Source organism: Brevibacillus laterosporus, assembly GCF_030489605.1.
GTDB classification, from domain to species: domain Bacteria; phylum Bacillota; class Bacilli; order Brevibacillales; family Brevibacillaceae; genus Brevibacillus_B; species Brevibacillus_B laterosporus_E.
In genome coordinates this window covers 1-20782 of the sequence record NZ_JAUKFY010000021.1, presented here as the reverse complement: position 1 = coordinate 20782, position 20782 = coordinate 1, and the positions used below count along the sequence as shown (strand labels likewise).

The following is a 20782-nucleotide window of genomic DNA, read 5'->3' as shown; positions in this document are numbered from 1 at the left end:
GTGCGTTGTTTGGCGAGCAGTTTAAACTCTCTAGAACTAGAATTAAACACACCCGGTGCAATATCAGCCTATTTTCGTGGTATCTTACACAATATTTCCCTTGAAAAAATGACAGAAAACGCCAAGGAAATTGATAGATACCATAGCTTTGCTATGTCTGTGCTATACATTTGCAAGTGCCGTGGAAAATTTTCATATATTCATTCATGTTTACTTTACTCTGGTGGTATTTTCACTTTACTTTCTTCTGCGTTTTTCGAAGAGAATAGTCTATTTTTAGTTGGTGAACCGAAAGGATTTAATGAGAAAGTTGAAGTAAAAATTATTGCCAAAGCCCATCCTCCTAATCTAAAAATAATGCCTTGGATGAGAACCAGGAATTCAAAAGCATATGAGGAAGGAGCATTCTCACTAATATCTCAGAAAATTGACGTTTCAAACATTTATATTAGATAAAAAAGAATTATTTATTGTTGTAACAAATAAATCTTAAATATCCTCTGAACAATAAAACTAACAAACATTTCTCTTACGGATAATGTACTCTTGAGACCTCCTTGGTATCGTGATTAAGAGACTTCAAATTACATAAAATAGCAAGATTGGTCATTTTGCCACCCTTGCTATTTTTCAGTTGTCAGAAGGACGATATTCTTACTTCCCAGTTAACAGGAATTTCTGATGTAAACCCATTCTCATTTCCATATTCCTTTAAAATTTGAAGCAATCTTGATCCGTATCCTATTCGGGTATTCTGAAACTGAATCCTGGCAATCATAGTGTGAATGTAAAAAAAAGCAACTGCTCATAAAGTCAGTTGCTTCCATTATAAAGGTTTTTGCAGATATACCGTGATAGTCTTACAAAAGAAAATAGCAGCTTTTAAATAATTAGCTCTCATGTAAAAGCCTCGTCATCTTGTCCATAAAATCCTCATAGTCCTTGGCTTTAATTAGCTCATTGACATTTTTCCATTCCGATAGAATATTGATCACGCCTTCGAAAAAGGGGCTGAATAATTCGCGCTGATGTTTGTTGATTGAAATCATCACAATGGCTTGCACCTTCTCTTTTCCCCAATTTACCGGGCGGTCCAGAATCATAATGCAAATACCTGTCTTTTCAGCATCCATATGCATAGAATGTGGAACAGCTACATTGTTGTTAAAGGAAGTGGAGGACATTCGCTCTCTCTCTAATACTGACTTTCCGTAGTCTTGGGACACATAGCCTTTCTCATAAAGCAGATTCGACATGAATGCAATGTAGGCTTCATCACTGTCGAGATATACATTCTTCATAAATAAATCTTCATCAAAATATAAGTCAAGATATTGCTTTAGGTTGCGTATCTTTTTTTGCTTATTTAGTTTGTTTATTTGACTTTGAATATATTCATAATCTTCTTCCGTCAGGTAAGGATGAACAAATACAGATGGGACTTGTTCCTTCTGTAAAGGCAGTGTGCTGATGATTAAGTCTATTTCCTCGAGTAAAGCAACCTCACTGGAGTCAGATGAAACTTTAATAATCTCTAAAGAATCATGAAATTTCTTTTCTAGCTTTTGAATCAGTTGTACTTGCATATCATAGTAGTTAGGACAAATAACTGCACATAAAATCTTCTTTTCTAGGCTTACCTTTCGTTCAAAGTAAGACCCGATATGAAAAGCAATATAAGAAATCTCATCCTCCTTAATATGGATGTTTTCCATCAGCTGAATTTGATTGGATATAAAGACAGCCAATTCATAAATGAGAGGATAGGAATGCTTTAATTTATGCGTTAAAGGATTTTTAGCCATTTGCTCATTCTTTGCCCGAAAAATTAAATTGCGTATATGGAGCGTGAAATTGACAAAAAATTCATCATCAAGGATTTCAATAAAATAACGTTCATGTACCTTCTCTAGCAATTTTTTAGAGAGGTTCACATAATGCTCATCGACATAATGATTTAAAGAGCTAGGCGTCAATGACTGATAATTAAGCAATGTTGTTTTACTTGATAAAAGCAAAATAAAATTATAGCGCTCCGATTCGTTAAAACGGATGCTGTACTGTGCTTCCAGAAAATCAGCGATTTTATTGGCTGCTTTTGTTTCAAGATTGCTTTTTAATTTATGGAGATCAGTTGTTTGAATAACCGAGTTGTTATTTTTTATTCGGTCCACGGTAATTACAAGGTGGAGGAGGATATTATTCATAATATAATCGTTCACATACAAATTATGTTCGCTCAGGATGGAAACGATTTCATTTTTTAGTAAAGAAACATCATAATCCGGAAAGGAATCTTGAACAGCTTTTAAGCTTAAAAATTCGTTGGAGGTTTCTTGTGAAATAATAAAGCTCATTAATTTCCGCTTATCTCTCTCTTCGCCTGTTAAAATGAGCATGTCTTTTCTATGGCGGATTTTTAATTGATAAGTCTTAATAATTTTATTTGCATGAACGATGTCATTTTCAATTGAAGAAACACTTAAAAAAAGTCTATCACCAAGATCAAAGATATTTACCCCTTCCGAGTGTAGAATTAATTCCTTCAATATGACTTTCATACGATCCATGGGAGAAGTAGGATTATCGTCTGTTTTTACTTGGGTCCTACTTATAAGCTGATATCCTTGGGGAGAGGAAGCGATAATGATTTGATCCTGGTTAATTTCGTTAGCATATTTTCTGATGGTCCTTGTGGACACTTTAAAATAATTCGCCAAGCTTGTCGCTGTACACCAATCATTTTTAGATGCTAGGTATTGAATGAAAGCCTCTTTACGATCATTTTTCATAACAGAGCTCCTTATATGAAAGATATAGGGTTCCTCATTTTATTATAAAAAAAGAATAATATGCATTCGAATAAAAAAAGTTCCTACAGATAGGAACTTTTTTTAGTTGGTTCCTTCAGAGGAAAGATGAAATACTTTCATACAAATGAACGCTAAATGAGGGAACTATGAAAATGAGTCAAAAAATGATGAATTATACACTTGTTGTCATTAGCACAGTTGTGACAGCCTTTGGGATTTCACTGGTTTTGCTTGCGGAATTAGGGGTAGACCCGATTAGTACGTTTTTATTGGGCGGACTACATTTTATTCCGATTCGGTTTGGAACAGCAAGTCAGATCTTTAGTCTGACCATTTTAGTCATCAATTATTTTCTGAACCGAAAGTTTTTCGGGGTGGGAAGTCTTATTTTCAGTATTGGATGCGGTTATTTCATTAACTTATTTCTTGCAATGGATGGAATGACTTCATTCTTCCTGCAATCGATACCAAAAATATGTATTGCACTCATTGGCATCTTGATTTACGGGTGTGGAACAGGTCTCTTTTTATCTACAAAAACAGGAATGGGACCGTTAGAAGGCCTTATGTTCTTTTTCTCCACGCGATTAAACGTGACCATAAAGGTAACAAGAATGACCATTGATGGAATTTTAGTCGTTACGGGGATTTTATTAGGTGGTTTATACGGTATCGGAACCATTCTTTGTATCTTTTTAGTTGGACCTGTTATTGAACTTTCATTAAAGGTTTTCACATCGTTATCAAAAAAAGTTGGAAAGCGATCTATCTAGAAAGAATAGTATATTTGCTTTTTTGAAAGGTAGAGAATAGAAATATGAGGTCAATTATCGTTCCTATGGGTAGGAACTTTTATTGTTGGTTTTAAAATTCGACCAATGCAATACTAAGCATGTAAGCGAAACCAAAAAATGATGTAGGGGGAATTTCAAATGACAAGAGTATTGTTAATCTGTGGAGCAGGTGCTTCTAGTGGTTTTATGGCAAATGCTATTCGTAAAGCAGGCAAAAAAAGAGGGATGGAAATGTCTGTACAAGCTCGAAGCGAATCACAATTATCAGAGTATCTAAACGAAATCGATATTTTGTTAATTGGCCCACATTTGAAATATATGGAAGATGAATTGAAAGAAAAAGTAAGAGATTATCAGATTAAAGTATCTGTAATCCCGCAAATCATTTATGGCACTTTAGATGGCAATAAAGCGTGCGACCTTATTACTAACCTACTTGAATCGGGTGAATAACATGATGGAGAAAATAATGACTTTTATGAACGAATCGTTTAGTCCAAGGGTTAATAAAATCACGAAAAACCCGTGGGTATCATCGATCCAGGATGCGGTTATGACTATTCTGCCTCTAATCCTTGTCGGTTCGCTAATTACGATTGTCAGTCTATTAAATAGTGTATTTTCGTGGCTCCCTGATTTTTCTTTAATTAATACATTTACATTCGGTCTGCTGGGCTTATTCGTTTCCTTCTTAATCCCATATTTCATTATGGAGAAAAAGAAACTTGATAATAAAAAGCTAATAGCAGGCTCAACAGGTTTGGCTCTTTATCTGTTCTTATTGTCGCCAGTCATATTGGAGAACGGACAAATTCAGTTCATGCTAGATCGATTTGGAGCAACTGGTATGTTTCTGTCATTGATAGTCGGCTTGTTTGTTGGATTTGTACTTGTTCAATTCTCCAAATTCTCGTTTTTCTCAGCGGATTCATCAATTCCGGACTTTATCGTTGTTTGGTTTGACACACTTATTCCGATTACGCTGATTATGCTGACTGGATGGCTGATTGGTGTTCAAGCAAAAATTGATTTCTTTGAAGTAATCCTAGCGATCTTTAAACCATTATCAAATATTGTTCAAAGCTATCCTGGATTTGTTTTATCTGTCTTCATTCCAGCGTTTTTGTACACTTTTGGTATTAGCGGCTGGGTAATGATGCCAGTTATTTATCCCGTTTATTTATCAGGTCTTGCCGAAAATGCACAAGTAGTAGCATCTGGAGGAACTCCATCCAATATCGCAGTTATGGAAACGCTTTATGCTTTTACAAGCATGGGTGGAATCGGCACGACTTTGCCTCTCGTTATCATGATGTTCTTCCTGGGAAAGTCGATGCGTATGAAAGCTATTGGACAGGCAACGATCGTTCCCTCTATCTTTAATATCAATGAACCATTAATGTTTGGGGCGCCAATTGTCTTTAACCCATTTTTAATGATTCCGATGTGGATCACTGCAATTGTTATTCCGAGTATTACGTACTGGGTGCTGCATGCAGGCTGGGTAAGTATCCCGACGAAGACTTTCATGCTTTGGTATTTGCCAATGCCGATTTCATCATATTTGGCAACTCAAGATTGGAGAGCTATTGTTTTAGCAATGATATTATTTCTCGTAGCATTTATTATCTTCTTCCCGTTCTTTAAAGCTTACGATATTCAAGAGAGGAAGAAAGAATTAGAAGTAAGCGAATCTGAACAGTAATTCGTTATAGCATTTCAAAACAACATTAAAGGAGATTGTACCATGATTGATAGAGAACAAGAACTAGAAGCGCTGTATTTAATATCAATGCAAATGATCCTGCATGCAGGTGATGCCCGCAATGATGTCATGGAAGCGTTAAAATGCTGCGAAGAGGAGGAATACGACCGTGCTGAGAAAATATTAGAAAAGGCAAATAAAGATATCGTTGCATCTCATAAGCTGCAAACAGAAACTGTACAAAAAGAAGCACAGGGAGAGGAAGCCATTTTCTCACTGCTGTTTGCCCATGCCCAAGATACGTTAATGACTGTAAAGAGCGAATATGAAATTGCCAAACGGTTAGTTCGCGTTTTTAGAAGAATTGATGAAAAAATTGATGGGAAGAAGGCATAACCATGAGAACGTATGAAGGTACTTTTCCAAAAGATTTTTTATGGGGCGGTGCGGTTGCGGCTAACCAATGCGAAGGTGCTTTTGGGATTGGCGGAAAAGGAATTAGCCTTGCTGATGTTCACCGGTATCGTAGTGATCAAGATATTACAAGTCATGATTCTGATATGACTCTTGGGCAAGTGAAAGAAGCGATTGAAGACAAAGTCGGTTACTATCCGAAAAGACATGGAATCGACTTTTATCACACTTATAAAGAAGACTTAAAGCTTCTGGCCGAAATGGGCTTTAAAACTTTTCGAACATCTATTGATTGGTCCCGTATTTATCCGAATGGTGATGACCAAGAGCCGAACGAAGAAGGGCTTGCTTTCTATGATAAGTTAATTGATGAAATCAGAAGTCTTGGTATGGAGCCAATTATTACAATGCTTCACTACGAAACACCGTTAAACATTACACTTCAATATGGAGGATGGAACAATCGCAAAGTAATTGATTTTTTCGTCCGGTATGGAGAAGTATTGCTTGATCGTTACAAAGACAAAGTGAAATATTGGATTGTGATCAATCAAATCAATTTAATGTATCATGAATCATTTAACTCGGTTGCGATTTGCAAAGACCAGGTGGATCATTTAGACGAGGCTAAGTACCAGGCTATTCACAATCAGATGGTTGCATCGGCTCGTATTGTTAAAAAGGCGCGAGAATTGAGTTCTTCACTTCATTTGGGTACTATGCTTGCCGATTGTACAGCCTATCCAGAGAGCTGCCATCCGGATGATATTGTACTGGCGCTGAAAAGAAATCGACTACAATATTACTTTACCGATGTTCAATTTAGAGGCGAATACCCTGGCTATATGAGACGTTTCTTTCATGAAAACGATATTTCAATTAACGAACAGCCAGAGGATGCAACTATTTTAAAACAAAACACTATGGACTTTCTGGCCATCTCATACTACTATTCTTCCATGGTTTCAGCAAAAAAGAATGGTATGAACCCCATTGATTTAAGTAAAAACCCGCATCTTAAAGCAAATCCATGGGGCTGGGCTGTCGATCCTAAAGGCTTATATAACGCATTATGCCAATATTATGATCGCTATCAAGTGCCAATCATGATCGCTGAAAACGGTTTTGGCATGTATGACAAGCTGGAAGATGGGATGGTTCATGATGATTACCGTATTTCGTATCTATCTGAGCATATCACCCAAGTTAAGGAAGCTGTTAAAGATGGTGTGGAAATTTTCGCGTATTGTGCTTGGGGACCGATTGATATTGTCAGCTGTTCTTCGGCTGAAATGGAAAAACGCTATGGCTTCATTTATGTTGATATAGACAATGAAGGGAATGGCTCGCGAAAACGTATTAAAAAAGACAGCTTTTACTGGTATAAAAAAGTGATTGAAACGAACGGAGAGTTTATTTAACGGAATGTTCAATCTGATCACCTGTGCATACCAGTCAAAGTTGGAAGAGTTTGTATACAAATAAAAAATGCTGCATCCAGCAAAATGTTTGACAAGACAATAAAGGGAGGCAAGCAACTTGAGAAAAAATCCGGCTACATTTCCTAAAAAATTTTTATGGGGAGGCGCCATTGCGGCAAATCAGGCAGAGGGTGCTTATTTAGAAGGCGGAAAAGGACTTTGTGTAGCAGATATCAATAAGTTTACTGATGACGTGAGTATTAAGGAAAAAGGCAATTATGAATTGACAACAAAAGACATTCAGTTTGCTCTAGAAGATAAAGAAGGTCATTATCCAAAACGGACATCGATTGATTTCTATCACCGTTATAAAGAAGATTTAAAAATGCTAGCAGAAACGGGAATGAATTCGTTTCGTACATCTATCAACTGGGCACGCATTTTTCCGAAAGGCGATGAGACAGAACCGAATGAAGAAGGATTGAGATTTTACGATGATCTTATTGATGAGATTATTAAAAATGGAATGGAGCCTCTCATTACCGTTTCTCATTATGAAATGCCATTGCATTTAACAACCGAATATAATGGATGGTATAACCGAAAAATGATCGATTTTTTTGTCCACTACTGTGAAGTATTATTTAACAGATATAAAGATAAAGTGAGATACTGGATTCTTGTAAACCAAATTAACTTAATTACGTTTGAATCATTCAATCACCTCGGTATTCCGGCAGATCGCGTGGAAAACTTGTTGGAAGCCAAATACCAAGGTGCACACAATGAGCTTGTTGCTTGTGCGAGAGCAACAAAAATAGCAAAAGAAATCAATCCTAAGATGCAAATCGGAATGATGCTCTTTGATGCAATTTCTCATCCCGCAACATGTAAGCCGGAAGATGTACTGGCAACGGTAAAACGCAACCAAATGGAGTATTATTTCTCTGATATTCTCATGCGTGGTAAATACCCAAATTATGCGTTCCGCTTCTTTGAGGAGAATAATATTACGATTCAATTCGGAGAACATGATGAAGAAGATTTTAAAAATACAGCAGATTTCTTTAGCTTCTCATACTACTACACGCGAATTTCTGATGCAGAAAGTGCAAAGAAGCTTAACTCTGCATACTTAAATCCGGAGCTGAAAGCAAGCGATTGGGGCTGGTCCATTGATCCGATCGGTTTAAGAACTGCTTTAAATCTGTACTATGATCGCTACCAAAAACCGATCATGATTACTGAAAACGGTATTGGTGCATATGACAAGGTCGATGAGAACGGCGAAATTCATGACCCGTATCGCATTGAATTCCTTAAACGCCACATTGAACAAATAAAAGAAGCAATTAAAGACGGTGTGGAAGTAATCGGCTACTATCCGTGGGGACCAATCGACATTGTCAGTTGCTCATCATCCGAAATGTCTAAACGCTACGGTTTCATCTACGTCGATAAAGATGATTATGGCAATGGAACACTCGAAAGAAAGAAAAAAGAGAGCTTTTATTGGTATCAGAGGGTTGTTCAGTCGAATGGAGAAGAGTTGTAATAAAAGAATCTTACAAAAAAGTTTACCTGATATTTTTACGAATCCCGAAAGACAATTGGTTAACCGGTGAAGCATGTAACGATGTCCTTACATGAAAGAACGAAAAATGCCACCTGCTATACATGAACTGTAACGAATTCCCTCAAAACCATGTAGGAGAAAGAAGCATGGAGATAACATTAGAATTAGATCTATATGCAGAGGAACTTTTTAATCAAACCTATGCTACTCTAAATTGTGTAGGAACAGCTGGTACAGTCGGTACTTTTGGTGGTTGCTTCGATATAGTTGGTACTACTGAGTGCTTCTAATAGGTCTCATACTTCAAAGTGCTTTCAGGTTGAATTGTAATTATCCAATCCGAAAGCACTTTCTATTATGATCCCCTCTCCAGAGAATCCACATGTTTAGAGGAGATCAATAAACCTCGAATGATGGAGCGGACTTGAATGTAGTAAACATATTGGCCCGATGGGTTTACCTATTAGTATCTTTTAGAGTGGTAGGTACCTGTAAGTAAACTTGTAAAAGGGTTCACATACCTTATTTAGTCATATAGGTTTGGATAGGATAGATATAGAAAATAATAAAACTGGATCCTAATAATTATGTATAAATTTAACGCTTGAATCTAAAAAATTCAGGCGTTTTTCAAAAGGATAATCCCACCTCACTGAAAGTAGAGAGAAATTTAGTCCCTAAAAAATGGATTATATTATTGGAAAGTAGTAATACAGGTCAGTGGTACCCCTAAGTTTTACATATCACTATGAAGCATAGGCTTGCTTCCTGGCGCCGCTTTTATGGCTAATTCGACGATACAAGATTATTATTGTTGGCATGCCCTAAAACATACGAGACTATGGTGTTATCATATAGATCTAGAATAACGCTTAAATATGCCTTCTGACCTCTGCCGTATTTGAATTCTGTTACATCCGTTACTCATTTCTCATTCGGTGCCTTTACATGAAACTGACGGTTTAACAAATTCTCAGAGACAAGCTGTGGAGTCGGAGCGTGCATAATTCTTTCTCTTTCTACGGATGAGCGCTTGGTTTCCTTTAGCTTCATAAGGCGTTGTGTGCACTTATGGTTAATCTGTTGTTCGGACTCTCTACCCAAATGAAGGGTAATCGACGGTACCCGTAGATATAGTGGCATTGTCACGATACCTGGATATGATACAAGAAGCTATACCTATTATAATCGGTATGCAGTAACTATTGAGTATTCCGATAACTCTAATCCAACACTGAACCTATCTTCTCCAATCGACAATCAAAAGCTTGCTGAAAAAGACATATTAAGTATTCAAGGAAATGCGTCTGATATCGACAAAGATAACGTGGTTACAGTAAAATACCAAATCAATAAAGCGACAATAAGGGCGTTGCAATCGAGAGTTTCCAACGGTAGCACGCCTATTTCTTTTGCCAAGACCCTAACATTTAAGAGCAAACGTCTTTATGATGGGGCTGCGGATATCGTGGGTTTGGATTTAGCAGAAAACATCGACCATACGCTAACAATATGGGCAGAAGACGACCAAGGCGGTAAATCAGCTGAGTTTACACGGAAATTCCGCGTCGTTCACAATCGACCACCCGGATTACTGGTCAGAATAAGGACTTAGGAATTAGCAGGGAAAGAAGAAACGGCTACAATTCCACCCCTGATATATGGTTCATTCACAGCCTGATGTTGTACACACCCTTGCAAATGAACTTATTTTGGAATTGAAAACACAATGGAAGGTTAGTGACGCAATGGGGATGAAGGAGCAAGCGAAATACCTTGGGGAGTTTACCGATCGGGTAAGGGTTGCAAGTGGGCAGGAGCCGCAGAATAAAACGGTGAAACCTGTTGAGAAAATCTGTTATAATATCGAAACTAAATGAGGAGTGAATTTACTCTAACGTAAGGATGATCTGCATTGAAAATTTTATTAGTCGAAGATGATAAGACGATCGCGTCGGGACTGGAATATTCGCTGCAGCAGGATGGTTATTCAACCGTTCTCTGCCATGATGTCGCTTCAGCCAAAAAGGTGCTCGCCGAAGACATCGATCAATTCGCTTTATGCCTGTTCGATTTACAACTTCCGGACGGAAGCGGTTATGAATTGTGCAAGATGGTGAAAGAGCGACGAGACATTCCGGTCATCTTCTTAACGGTGATCGACGATGAGGTTAACGTCGTGATGGGGCTCGACATGGGAGCCGACGATTACATTACCAAACCTTTTCGAGTTCGTGAGCTTCTCTCCCGGATCAAGTCCGTCTTGCGGAGATACCAGAAGCCGTCCCATGCCAGAGCGATCATCGACATCGACAATGTTCGAATCAATACGCTGGAAGGTAAAGTGCATAAAAACGGCGCCGAAATTCCGCTGACCGCCTTAGAATATCGCTTATTGCTGATCTTCGGCAACCACGTTGGACAGGTCCTCACAAGGAATCAGCTCTTAGAGCAAATCTGGGACGTGGCCGGCGAATTCGTGAACGACAATACATTAACGGTGTATATCAAAAGGCTGAGGGAAAAGTTGGAGGATGATCCAGGACATCCGACTTTGATCAAAACGGTACGCGGTTTAGGCTATAAGGTTGGTGATTAGATGCTGCGGAATCGGGAATTTCAAATGTTATTGCTCGTCATGGGCTCGATCAGCATAACGGCGACCGCCGTTGCTGCTTTCTTTTCGTCCGTCGCAGCGATATTCGTTTTCATTGTATCCATGCTGCTTATTGGTTTGAGTTTGTTATTCACGAGATGGAGATATCGGGAGCTAGCGAAGCTGTCCGACTATTTGAGGGAAATAAGCAATGGTAATGATTCTCTCGACGTTCGCGATAACCAAGAAGGCGAGCTAAGTATTTTAAAGAATGATATTTACAAAGTGACGCTCATGCTATCGGAACACCGGTCGCTATTGCAGCGCGACAAAATTCAACTGACGGATGCCATATCTGATATTTCGCATCAGCTCAAAACACCGCTCACCTCCTTGACGGTGATGGCGGATTTGTTAAGTGCCCCTGACCTGCCTCCGGCTAAAAGAACGGAATTCACCCATCATATGCGCATCCAGCTTGAACGCATCGACTGGCTTGTTTCTTCTTTATTAAAGCTATCGAAAATGGACGCGAAGACCATCCAATTCAAAAAAGATCGAATCCCCGTGAAAAACCTGATCCAAAAGGCATTAGAGCCGGTTATGATTCCGATGGATATTAAGGGACAGACGTTTTCCATCGCGGGCGATGACAACGTCTCTTTTGTCGGAGATTTCAATTGGACTGCTGAGGCGGTCATCAATATTTTGAAGAACGGCGTGGAGCATACTCCTGAAGGCGGAGCGATCGACATCGCATTTTCCGAAAACGCGCTATTTACGGAAATCGTCATTGCTGATAACGGAAAAGGCATTCCGAAAGAAGATTTGCCTTATATTTTCAAACGTTTTTACAAAGGAAAGAACGCTAGCGAAGGGAGCATTGGTATAGGGCTTGCGATGGCTCACAGCATCATTGCCAGCCAGAACGGCGTGATCGATGTGACGAGCGACAGCGAGAATGGTACGCAGTTTCGGATTAAATTTTATAAGCACGTGATTTAACGGCACTCCGTAAGTGACTGAATTGTCACCTCCATTGTCACTGGAAAGTCATTTTAGACAGATAAAATGATATTCATCAGATGAACAATGGAGGTAAGACAATGCATTTCAAGCAACAGCGTAAGATTATTTTTGCAATCACTATATTCTATACCCTTTTGATTCTTTATTTTTTGTTTTTCGCTTTCGGCAGAGTAGGTAAGGTAGATCAAATCACCAAGTACACCTTTATTTTTTTACCGGACAGTTTTTTTAGGCTGCCAGGTCTATCCGATCTTCTACATCCTAATTTGATGGATTTAATGGATTTTGGGAACATCGCAGCCTTCATCCCTTTTGGCATATTGATTCCGTTGTTATATCGAACCAACTTTGTACGCTTGATGACTTTGTTCATCCTGTCCATTCTCGTGCTGGAGACTATTCAGGCACTAACATTCCTCGGCAGCTTTGACATTAACGACATCATACCGAACTCATTGGGTGCGGCAGTCGGATTCGGGGCGTACAAGCTTGGCTTTCGTACAAAAAACAACTGGAGAAATATTGCCACTACGGGTATTTCCAGTGTTGTATTGATGCTTGGAGTGTGGGGGGTCTTCGGGATGCTTGACCAAGTGTTCACCAAAGAAATGGGCCCCTTTGTGGCGATAAACGAATTGAAGAATAGTACCGGGAATCCATCAACGGGAACCAAACAGTCCAGCCTTAAGATTGGCGGTCAAGACGTGGAACCCAAATATAATGTGTATAGCATCGAAGGTAAAAACAAGGAAACGTACACGTATACGTTAGGCAATAAGAAGGAGTTGTATCTTTTCTTGAATTATGGAATTCCCGATCAAAAGGATTCCAAGGGAAGCATCAAGCTTACCGTTGATGGACATGAGTTCCTGTCCGTATCTGCAGAAGATCAACGCCATGAACCGGATACGAGCTTAATTTTTCTCCCACAAGCAAATGAGCTTACGATAACCATTGAGGGGAATGAAACCCTATGGGATGTTGGATTTAAAGAGATGGTAAATACCTGGAATTGAGCATTTAGGGAAGGAGGTATGGCCATGGAAATTTTAAAAATCGAGCATCTGTCTAAAGAATACGGTACAGGCGAATCGTCGGTGAAGGCGCTTGACGATGTTTCTTTTTCGGTCCAAAAGGGCGAATTCGTGGCGATTATCGGCCCGTCCGGCTCGGGGAAATCGACGTTACTTCATATTCTGGGCGGTGTAGATCGGCCGACTGGCGGTAAAGTTTATGTTCAGGATACGGACATGCATGCCTTGAACGAGACGCAGCTGGCCATCTTCAGGCGCAGGCAAATCGGCCTGATCTACCAGTTTTTCAATCTGATTCCCGTCCTGACGGTAGAAGAGAATATTACGTTGCCGCTCTTGCTAGATAAACAAAAGGTAGATCAAAAGCAGTTGGATGGTCTTGTGAATACGCTGAATTTACAGCATCGATTAAACCACCTGCCGAATCAGCTATCCGGCGGACAGCAGCAACGGGTCTCGATCGGCAGAGCGCTCATCGGCAATCCTGCCATTATGCTGGCTGACGAACCGACCGGGAATCTGGACAGCAAGAATAGCAGCGAGATCATCGACTTATTAAAAATGCTGAATAAGACCTATCATCAGACGCTGATCGTTATCACGCACGACGAACGGATCGCCTTGCAAGCCGACAGGATCATTTCGATTGAAGACGGGAGGATTGCTAATGACGAGGTGATCCGACGATGAATATTGTCAATACATTAACCATCCGGCATCTGAAGCAGAACAAGAGACGAACGCTCGTAACCATCATCGGCGTCATCATTTCGGTTGCCATGGTGACCGCTGTCGCTACGCTTGTTTTTTCTTTTTCGGATTTAATGATCAGGCAAGCCATCGCGGATACAGGGGAGTGGCATGTCCAATATCAAGATGTAACCAAGGAACAGCTTGCGGCGATACAGGGCGATGACGCAACCAAAACCGTTGCGATCTCAAGAGACCTTGGCTATGCCCCATTAGAAGGGGGGCAAAATCCCAATAAACCGTATTTGTTCATCAAGGAATATGATGCGCAGGGTTTCGCGCAATTTCCGGTTGAACTAAGCAAGGGGCGTCTTCCGCACACGGACAAGGAAGTCGTTATCTCCGAGCCCATTGCAACGAACGCCAAAGTGAAGTACGAAATCGGCGATCGTCTAACCCTTCGCGTCGGCGAACGATTCGAACAAGGGGGCAATCATCCCTTGGATCAGACCGAACCGCTGCGCAGGGAAGACGGCACATTGACCGAGACGTTGCAGCATATCAAGATAAGTGATTATACGGTGGTTGGCTTCATCAAGCGTCCCGTATGGGAAACGGCTTGGGCCCCGGGCTATACGATCATTAGCTATGTCGATGACAATATCATCGGGGCAAACGATCGAGTCGATGCGGCGGTGGTCTTGCAGAAAGTCAATCCGTCCTTGTTCGCTCATGCAGAGGATTTGGCTAAGCAAAAACAAATTGAAACGGTCCAATATAATAACGGATTGCTACGTTATTACGGCTTGTCCAAAAGCGAAGCCTCGTACAGCATGATGTTATCCTTATCTGCCATCATTATGGGGGTTATTATGATTGGCTCGGTTTCGCTCATCTATAACGCTTTTGCGATATCCGTCTCGGAACGTTCCCGCCATTTAGGGATGCTCGCGAGCGTGGGGGCTACGAAAAGGCAGAAGCGAAATTCAGTGCTTTTTGAAGGTATCGTCATTGGCTTGATCAGCATTCCCATTGGCATCCTATGCGGTATTGCCGGGATCGGGATCACCTTTTGGTTCATGAACGCGATGATTGAAGGGGCATTATGGACCAGTGAAAAGCTGAGGCTCATCGTCACGCCGTTATCGCTCTTGATTGCTTGTCTTGTTTCGATGCTGACTATTTTCGTTTCGACGTATATCCCGGCGATCGAAGCATCCAAGGTATCTGCTATGGACGCGATACGCCAAACTACCGACGTAAAGCTTACGGCCAAAGCAGTGAAAACGTCGAAGTTCATTCGCAAGCTCTTCGGGATCGAAGCGGAAATCGGGCTGAAAAACTTAAAAAGGAACAAACGGAGATATCATGCCATCGTATTTTCGCTTGTCATCAGCATCGTTTTGTTTTTGACGGTATCGTTTTTTACGGCCGGCATGACACAATCCCTGGAACTGTCACGGGAAGGCGTCAATTACGATATTGAAGTGTCGTACAGCAATGGAAAAAGAATAGATGAAGGGTTGATGCGATTGATTGTATCCCTGGATGGCGTCACTGAATACAACGTAATTCACGAGTTATATGGGAACGCTTGGGTCGATGCAGCGATTATCGCCGATGAATTGCAAGGGAAGGTTAAGAAGGATAAGAGTATGCTGCAAGACGGGAAATACCCTTACGATATTAAAATTCATGCATTGAACGATTCGAGTCTGCAAGCCTATGCCAAAGAGGTTGGCGCAGATTACGAACAGCTTACGGAGCCGGATCATCCCGCCGCGATCGTGATGGATACGATTCATTACAAAGATATGGGCACGGGGAAATATGTTCAGACGAAGGCCATGTATACGAATGTCGGTCAAAGTATCGAGCTAACGAACTTCTATAAAGAGAATGGAGAAGAAACGAAGGCAAACAAAATGATCGTTGCCGCATTGACGGATCAAGCCCCTATGGGGATGAACCCGACAGGGATAGGCGGGTTAAATATGATCGTGTCGGAACGCGTCATGAATCGACTGGCAGACGACGAGGATCTAGTTAACGTTTCGACGTACCTCCACTTGAAAAGTACGGAACCCATGAGAACGCAGCAGGAAATTGAAGAGATGCATGAGACCAATCTGAATGTCTACAATGTATATCAATCCAGAAAAAGCGAAGAACAACAGATTCTATTGATGTCCTTCTTTTCTTACGGTTTTATAGTATTAATCTCTGCGATTTCCATTGCGAACATTTTTAATACGATCTCGACGGGGGTGTCTCTTCGCAAACGAGAATTTGCGATGCTGAAATCCGTAGGCCTGACGCCAAAAGGCTTTGCGAAAATGATGAACTATGAAAGTATTTTTTATGGGGTCAAATCGCTGTTGTTTGGGCTTCCCATTAGTTTCGTCGTGATGTATCTGACCTATAGAGCATTTTCGAACAAATTCAGCTACGGGTTCATCCTCCCTTGGATGAGCATTCTGTTTGTCATTGTCGCCGTATTTGTCATTGTCAGTTCCGCGATTGTTTATTCCGGCGCGAAAGTAAAAAAGGAAAATATTATTGATGCATTAAAGCAAGAGAATATATGATAGCCATCGGCCCTGACTTCAACCAAGTCAGGGCTGGTTGTGCCAGCCCCTCTTTCATTTCTTTTTCTCCAACTCCGCCTTTAATCTTGCATTCTCTTCCAACAGCTTTTGAACGTCCGGGGACATCCTTGCCGGAAACCCAGCCATACAAATTGTCTCTTGCTACATACTTCGGCAATTGATCACGAAGTACCATTTTAATGTGCCGTACATCTTCAACATAATAGATAGGGACTTGTTCCATGACCGATTGCTTAAACTCTTAAACTTCTGATAGTATTCAATTGCTGCGAAGTAGTATGGCTTTTGTCTTGATGCTTCATCTGTGACAACATAAGCTAATCTAGGCTTGCTCGCTTCTCCGGAATACTCATATTCCCAATGCGCATAGCGCTTGGATTCATTAGGAAGCGTTAAACCATAGAATCCTCCGAGAATCAGGATATATACATCGGACTCGTCGATGCATCTCTTCCTAATTTTCATTGGGCTTTCCTTGAAAAATTGCTCGACTCCAGCAGGGATATGACCGGCTTGAAGTACAGCTTCAACAGAGGTATGAAACCAATTTCCCGGTTTATAACAAAGAGAAAATAAAAATAACAGAAGAAGAGGCACAAAAATTAGCCCTATCCTTCCTAGATAAATATGTTACTGGAACGAAAGAGCTTATTCTAGGCGAAATCTCTAAACCAGGGCTTAATGAGATTCAACTAAAAGGCGCTACCCCTGAGGAAATCAAAGAAATGGAAGAAAAGGCGAAAAATATTTATTGGATTGAGTTCCACATTGTACATCAGGATATTAAAGTAGCAGACCAGATATATCTTGTACAACTGAATGCGGAAACAGGAGAAGTTTTGGGATTCAATATTCCAAGCTTTGCTACTAGTGACCTACCAGATGGTAAGAAAGCTGTCTCTATCGAAAAGGTTAAGGAAGCCTTCCAAAAAGAATACGAGATTATTCTTTCTTACTTCTGGTATGACGAAGAGGAGAAAGAATTAAAGACTCCTCGGCTTGTTTACCAAATGGAGAAGAGAGATAATGCCTCCTGTTTTGATGCGATAAAAGGTGAGTTCGTAACGAATTAATGGAAAAGAGCGTACAGAGAGAGTGTAGTCTCATCTGTACGCTCTTTTTAACACCCTCCCCGCCCCCTCCCGCCGTCAGGACTTGCGTTGCCGCCTACTTGTTTCGGTCTAGTCTATGTAAAGACTAAATAAGGGGAGGAGAAAGTGAATGAAGCAGTTCTTATCGGGATACAGCGGCTCTCACCGGTCGATGTACGTTTTACCGATTGAAGACATCCACTTCGGAAACAGGTACCACAATCCCAAATATCTTGACAAAGCATTGCAGTTTGTTGTTAAGAACCGAAATCGTACTCGCATTCTATTGATGGGAGATTTAATGGAGGTAGCTACTAAGGCTAAGTGACAGGGTTCCTGCTGTAGACCTCAAAGTAAAATTGGAGAAAAAATAGAACGCGTCCTATATTTCTATTTCTTCAAGCCTTCTTCTGTTGATGGCTCTATATAAGGAACCTTGAGATATTCCAGTTACTGAGACTATCTCTTTTATAGAATATTCTTTACTATCATACATCCGTAGCGCAACAACAAGCTTTTCTTTATCCAACTTGGGTCTACTTAATGTTTTTCCACGTTTTTTACTTGCTTCGAGTCCTTCCTTTACTCTCTCAGCAATAAGGTTTCTTTCTAATTCAGCAATAACGCACATCATTTGGAACATGGATTTGCCCGTAGAGGTTCTTGTATCCATATTTTCTTTTAAAGAAATGAATTGCACCCCCATCTCTTCTAACTGTTGAATAATGTTGAGGATATCCAATGTTTTACGTCCTAAACGGGAGATGCTTTCCACTACAACTGTGTCGCCTTTCCGGATGACATCAAAAAGTTGATGAAGACCTTTTCGATCTTTAACCGTACCAGTAAAATTTCTCCTTAACTATTTTTTCACAACCATATTCATTAAGCATTTTACTAGAGGCACACTTATTGTAAAGGTATTTGGTAATATTTTTGGTAACCACTAATCTTAATAAAATCAAAGGACAGCAGGGCGATGGGGGGACATTACAAAAACACTGGTTTTTGGTAATAGCATGTATTAACATGGAGATAGGTTATTCAGCAATCGGGCCAAATTGTGGAACAACAATGTTAGGGATTATGCTAAAATTATGAAGAGATGCATTCCGATGTTATGAATTCGTGGTGATTATTATATGTACGAAAAAGAACTTAAAAACCTTATCGAAAATAGAAGTGTTCATAAGTTAGCTGGAACTTCTGAAGAGAAAATAAAAGAAATTGAAAATACATTACATGTGACTTTACCTGATAGTTATAAGTGGCTATTAAAGGAGTATAGCTAAGTTAGTTTTGAAGGTTTAGATATTGATGGAATTGGTTTAAACGATGTTCATAAGATTAGACAATACAATACAATGGATTGGAAAGAGTACAATATACCAGACGGCTATGTTGTATTTTTTGAGCCTGGAGCTGATTGGATTTATTGTTTGGATACAACCCAACTGGACAATAGCGAATGCCCAGTTGTTGCATGGTATCAAGGTCAAGAAAAAGGCGAAAAAGAAGCTGACAATTTATTAAACAACAATTAGAGTTAACCGATTAAGGTTTTATTATTCAATTATTACGAGAGCGATAATGGAGTTGATGAGAGCTATCAGAGCAGTCCTCTTTCTTTATACGTTTCTCAATTTAAGGGCAGTAATGTTGAAGAAGAAAATGCTGGAAATATAAGTCTAGGAGCGATAATTTTGTATTTATACCATACAGTAATAAAACAAGATAGCGATATACATATAAATCCACAAAACGCTTTAAATGAAGGGTTAAATATTAGAACAGTAACGAGGCTGTACACGAATGGTGGTGATTTATATCCTGAAATTACAGACTGTTTCAGATCGATAAATTCACCAAAATGGATTGATTTTAAAATTGCATTTGGTGCAGAGTTGGTTCCACCAACCAAGCCCTATCTTAGATTTCCTACTTTTAGCGACAAGATATTAGTTTTCAATCAAGATATATCAAGTGATTTGTTCGCCTATATAGAAGATGAATATATGGAAGAGGAGACTGGCGGAGGATACTTTACGGAGGGACTACCTTCAAAAGAAGATTTAGTAAGTCAATATTGGGAAAGTATGTTGACCATCGAAGAATACTTAAATTTTAAGCCATATAAGGAACCAGAAATTTTAATTTTTGAAACAGTCCCTGCAAAGTTAATTGAGTATATAAAATAAATTGTTGTTGTTGGAGTACCACCACATCGCCATCAACTTAAAATAATTTAGTACCCCTAAAACGAAAAATACGCTATTCTTTCCCGTAGATTCCTAGGAGAGGATGGCGTTTTTTATGGAATTCTTAGACGAGCTCCAGCTTTTTTCTCAAGAGCTCCAGCGTTGCTTAATGCCTGAAGCTCTTGAAGAGCTTGCCAGAGAAGCTGGTTTTACCAAAAGAAAAAGTAAGTATCAGTCTCAGGAGTTAGTCGCACTTTGTGTATGGTTAAGTCAAAAGGTTGTGAGCACATCTTTAATGAAATTATGTAGTCGTTTAGAGGTATACACTGGGATATTAATAAGTTGGGAAGGACTAAATAAGCGATTTAATAGGCAAGCCGTACAATTTCTTCAACGACTATTTTCACACCTTCTTATTCAAAAGCTATACGCTGCCGATACATTACCTCATGGTTTACGCAACTTTGTTTCATAGAATCCGCATACTAGATTCCACTACTTTTCAGCTTCCGGATATCTTTGCTTCTGCTTATAAAGGATTTGGGGGAAGTAGCCATACAACCGGTGTTAAAATTCAGTTAGAATATGACCTTCTTAGTGGACAGTTCCTACACGTTGAGGCGGGACTAGGAAAACAAAACGACCGAACCTACGGTTCTATTTGTCTAGAGACTGTTCAGAAAAATGACTTATGTATTCGTGACTTAGGCTACTTCGATTTACAGGATTTCGAACATATGGATATGAGAGGAGCTTATTATATTTCTCGTTTAAAGCTAAATAATCGTGCATACCAAAAAAATCCTCACCCG

General features: G+C 39.9%; 19 protein-coding genes and 4 pseudogenes. 19 read left to right on the top strand and 4 right to left on the bottom strand.

The window, feature by feature from the left end; translation table 11 throughout:
* Nucleotides 1-9: 9 nt before the first annotated feature.
* A complete protein-coding gene (locus QZ995_RS18670; RefSeq protein WP_301809873.1) occupies nucleotides 10-456 on the top strand; it encodes a hypothetical protein in 447 nt (148 codons plus the stop codon).
* Nucleotides 457-890: 434 nt separating this feature from the next.
* On the opposite strand, the gene QZ995_RS18665 is transcribed toward QZ995_RS18670, so the two are convergent.
* Nucleotides 891-2792: a BglG family transcription antiterminator gene (locus QZ995_RS18665; protein ID WP_301809872.1), complete on the bottom strand. Its 1902-nt coding sequence runs from the start codon at nucleotides 2790-2792 to the stop codon at nucleotides 891-893.
* A 167-nt stretch (nucleotides 2793-2959) separates the two neighbouring features.
* On the opposite strand from QZ995_RS18665, the gene QZ995_RS18660 reads away from it, so the two are divergent.
* The 7 genes from QZ995_RS18660 (at nucleotide 2960) to QZ995_RS18630 (ending at nucleotide 9013) form a co-directional block, all read left to right on the top strand.
* Nucleotides 2960-3586 (top strand): YczE/YyaS/YitT family protein, encoded by a 627-nt coding sequence (locus QZ995_RS18660; RefSeq protein WP_301809871.1) that lies wholly within the window; start codon nucleotides 2960-2962, stop codon nucleotides 3584-3586.
* A 159-nt stretch (nucleotides 3587-3745) separates the two neighbouring features.
* Nucleotides 3746-4060 carry a PTS sugar transporter subunit IIB gene (locus QZ995_RS18655; RefSeq protein ID WP_022585190.1) on the top strand — a complete coding sequence of 105 codons (315 nt, stop codon included), beginning with the start codon at nucleotides 3746-3748 and terminating at the stop codon, nucleotides 4058-4060.
* Between the two features lies 1 nt (nucleotide 4061).
* Complete coding sequence (locus tag QZ995_RS18650; RefSeq protein WP_301809870.1) at nucleotides 4062-5312, top strand: PTS sugar transporter subunit IIC; 1251 nt, start codon at nucleotides 4062-4064, stop codon at nucleotides 5310-5312.
* A gap of 42 nt (nucleotides 5313-5354) precedes the next feature.
* Nucleotides 5355-5708, top strand: a complete 354-nt coding sequence (locus tag QZ995_RS18645; protein WP_301809869.1) for a PTS lactose/cellobiose transporter subunit IIA — start codon at nucleotides 5355-5357, stop codon at nucleotides 5706-5708.
* 2 nt (nucleotides 5709-5710) lie between these two features.
* Nucleotides 5711-7147 (top strand): glycoside hydrolase family 1 protein, encoded by a 1437-nt coding sequence (locus tag QZ995_RS18640; protein WP_301809868.1) that lies wholly within the window; start codon nucleotides 5711-5713, stop codon nucleotides 7145-7147.
* 118 nt (nucleotides 7148-7265) lie between these two features.
* A complete protein-coding gene (locus QZ995_RS18635) occupies nucleotides 7266-8702 on the top strand; it encodes a glycoside hydrolase family 1 protein (RefSeq protein WP_301809867.1) in 1437 nt (478 codons plus the stop codon).
* A gap of 167 nt (nucleotides 8703-8869) precedes the next feature.
* Complete coding sequence (locus QZ995_RS18630; protein ID WP_301809866.1) at nucleotides 8870-9013, top strand: thiocillin family RiPP; 144 nt, start codon at nucleotides 8870-8872, stop codon at nucleotides 9011-9013.
* 634 nt (nucleotides 9014-9647) lie between these two features.
* Here QZ995_RS18630 and QZ995_RS23970 read toward each other — a convergent pair.
* The gene (locus tag QZ995_RS23970; RefSeq protein WP_437124753.1) at nucleotides 9648-9866 is read right to left on the bottom strand and encodes a hypothetical protein; all 219 of its coding nucleotides are present in this window, start codon (nucleotides 9864-9866) and stop codon (nucleotides 9648-9650) included.
* Here QZ995_RS23970 and QZ995_RS23875 point away from each other — a divergent pair.
* From QZ995_RS23875 to QZ995_RS18600, 6 genes are all read left to right on the top strand, one after another.
* Nucleotides 9838-10338, top strand: a complete 501-nt coding sequence (locus QZ995_RS23875; protein WP_366919712.1) for an Ig-like domain-containing protein — start codon at nucleotides 9838-9840, stop codon at nucleotides 10336-10338. The genes QZ995_RS23970 and QZ995_RS23875 overlap by 29 nt on opposite strands.
* Before the next feature lie 300 nt (nucleotides 10339-10638).
* Nucleotides 10639-11322, top strand: a complete 684-nt coding sequence (locus QZ995_RS18620) for a response regulator transcription factor (RefSeq protein ID WP_301809865.1) — start codon at nucleotides 10639-10641, stop codon at nucleotides 11320-11322.
* Nucleotides 11323-12324, top strand: a complete 1002-nt coding sequence (locus QZ995_RS18615; protein WP_301809864.1) for a sensor histidine kinase — start codon at nucleotides 11323-11325, stop codon at nucleotides 12322-12324.
* A gap of 101 nt (nucleotides 12325-12425) precedes the next feature.
* Nucleotides 12426-13364, top strand: a complete 939-nt coding sequence (locus tag QZ995_RS18610; protein WP_301809862.1) for a VanZ family protein — start codon at nucleotides 12426-12428, stop codon at nucleotides 13362-13364.
* A 24-nt stretch (nucleotides 13365-13388) separates the two neighbouring features.
* Nucleotides 13389-14072 (top strand): ABC transporter ATP-binding protein, encoded by a 684-nt coding sequence (locus tag QZ995_RS18605; protein ID WP_301809861.1) that lies wholly within the window; start codon nucleotides 13389-13391, stop codon nucleotides 14070-14072.
* Nucleotides 14069-16660 carry an ABC transporter permease gene (locus QZ995_RS18600; RefSeq protein WP_301809858.1) on the top strand — a complete coding sequence of 864 codons (2592 nt, stop codon included), beginning with the start codon at nucleotides 14069-14071 and terminating at the stop codon, nucleotides 16658-16660. The genes QZ995_RS18605 and QZ995_RS18600 overlap by 4 nt, the downstream gene beginning before the upstream one ends.
* A gap of 54 nt (nucleotides 16661-16714) precedes the next feature.
* Here QZ995_RS18600 and QZ995_RS18595 read toward each other — a convergent pair.
* Nucleotides 16715-17266 (bottom strand): annotated as a pseudogene (locus QZ995_RS18595) (DUF4062 domain-containing protein).
* A 140-nt stretch (nucleotides 17267-17406) separates the two neighbouring features.
* Here QZ995_RS18595 and QZ995_RS18590 point away from each other — a divergent pair.
* Nucleotides 17407-17754, top strand: coding sequence for a hypothetical protein (locus QZ995_RS18590; protein ID WP_366919711.1), 348 nt, complete (start codon nucleotides 17407-17409; stop codon nucleotides 17752-17754).
* 148 nt (nucleotides 17755-17902) lie between these two features.
* Nucleotides 17903-18100, top strand: coding sequence for a hypothetical protein (locus QZ995_RS18585; protein ID WP_301809857.1), 198 nt, complete (start codon nucleotides 17903-17905; stop codon nucleotides 18098-18100).
* A 54-nt stretch (nucleotides 18101-18154) separates the two neighbouring features.
* On the opposite strand, the pseudogene QZ995_RS18580 reads toward QZ995_RS18585, so the two are convergent.
* A pseudogene (locus QZ995_RS18580) lies at nucleotides 18155-18665 on the bottom strand (recombinase family protein).
* Nucleotides 18666-18914: 249 nt separating this feature from the next.
* Here QZ995_RS18580 and QZ995_RS18575 point away from each other — a divergent pair.
* The 3 genes and pseudogenes from QZ995_RS18575 to QZ995_RS18565 all read left to right on the top strand — a co-directional run.
* Nucleotides 18915-19316, top strand: a pseudogene (locus tag QZ995_RS18575) (SMI1/KNR4 family protein).
* Nucleotides 19317-19475: 159 nt separating this feature from the next.
* Nucleotides 19476-19970 carry a hypothetical protein gene (locus QZ995_RS18570; RefSeq protein ID WP_301809855.1) on the top strand — a complete coding sequence of 165 codons (495 nt, stop codon included), beginning with the start codon at nucleotides 19476-19478 and terminating at the stop codon, nucleotides 19968-19970.
* Between the two features lie 115 nt (nucleotides 19971-20085).
* Nucleotides 20086-20782, top strand: a pseudogene (locus QZ995_RS18565) (IS4 family transposase); the annotation flags it as partial.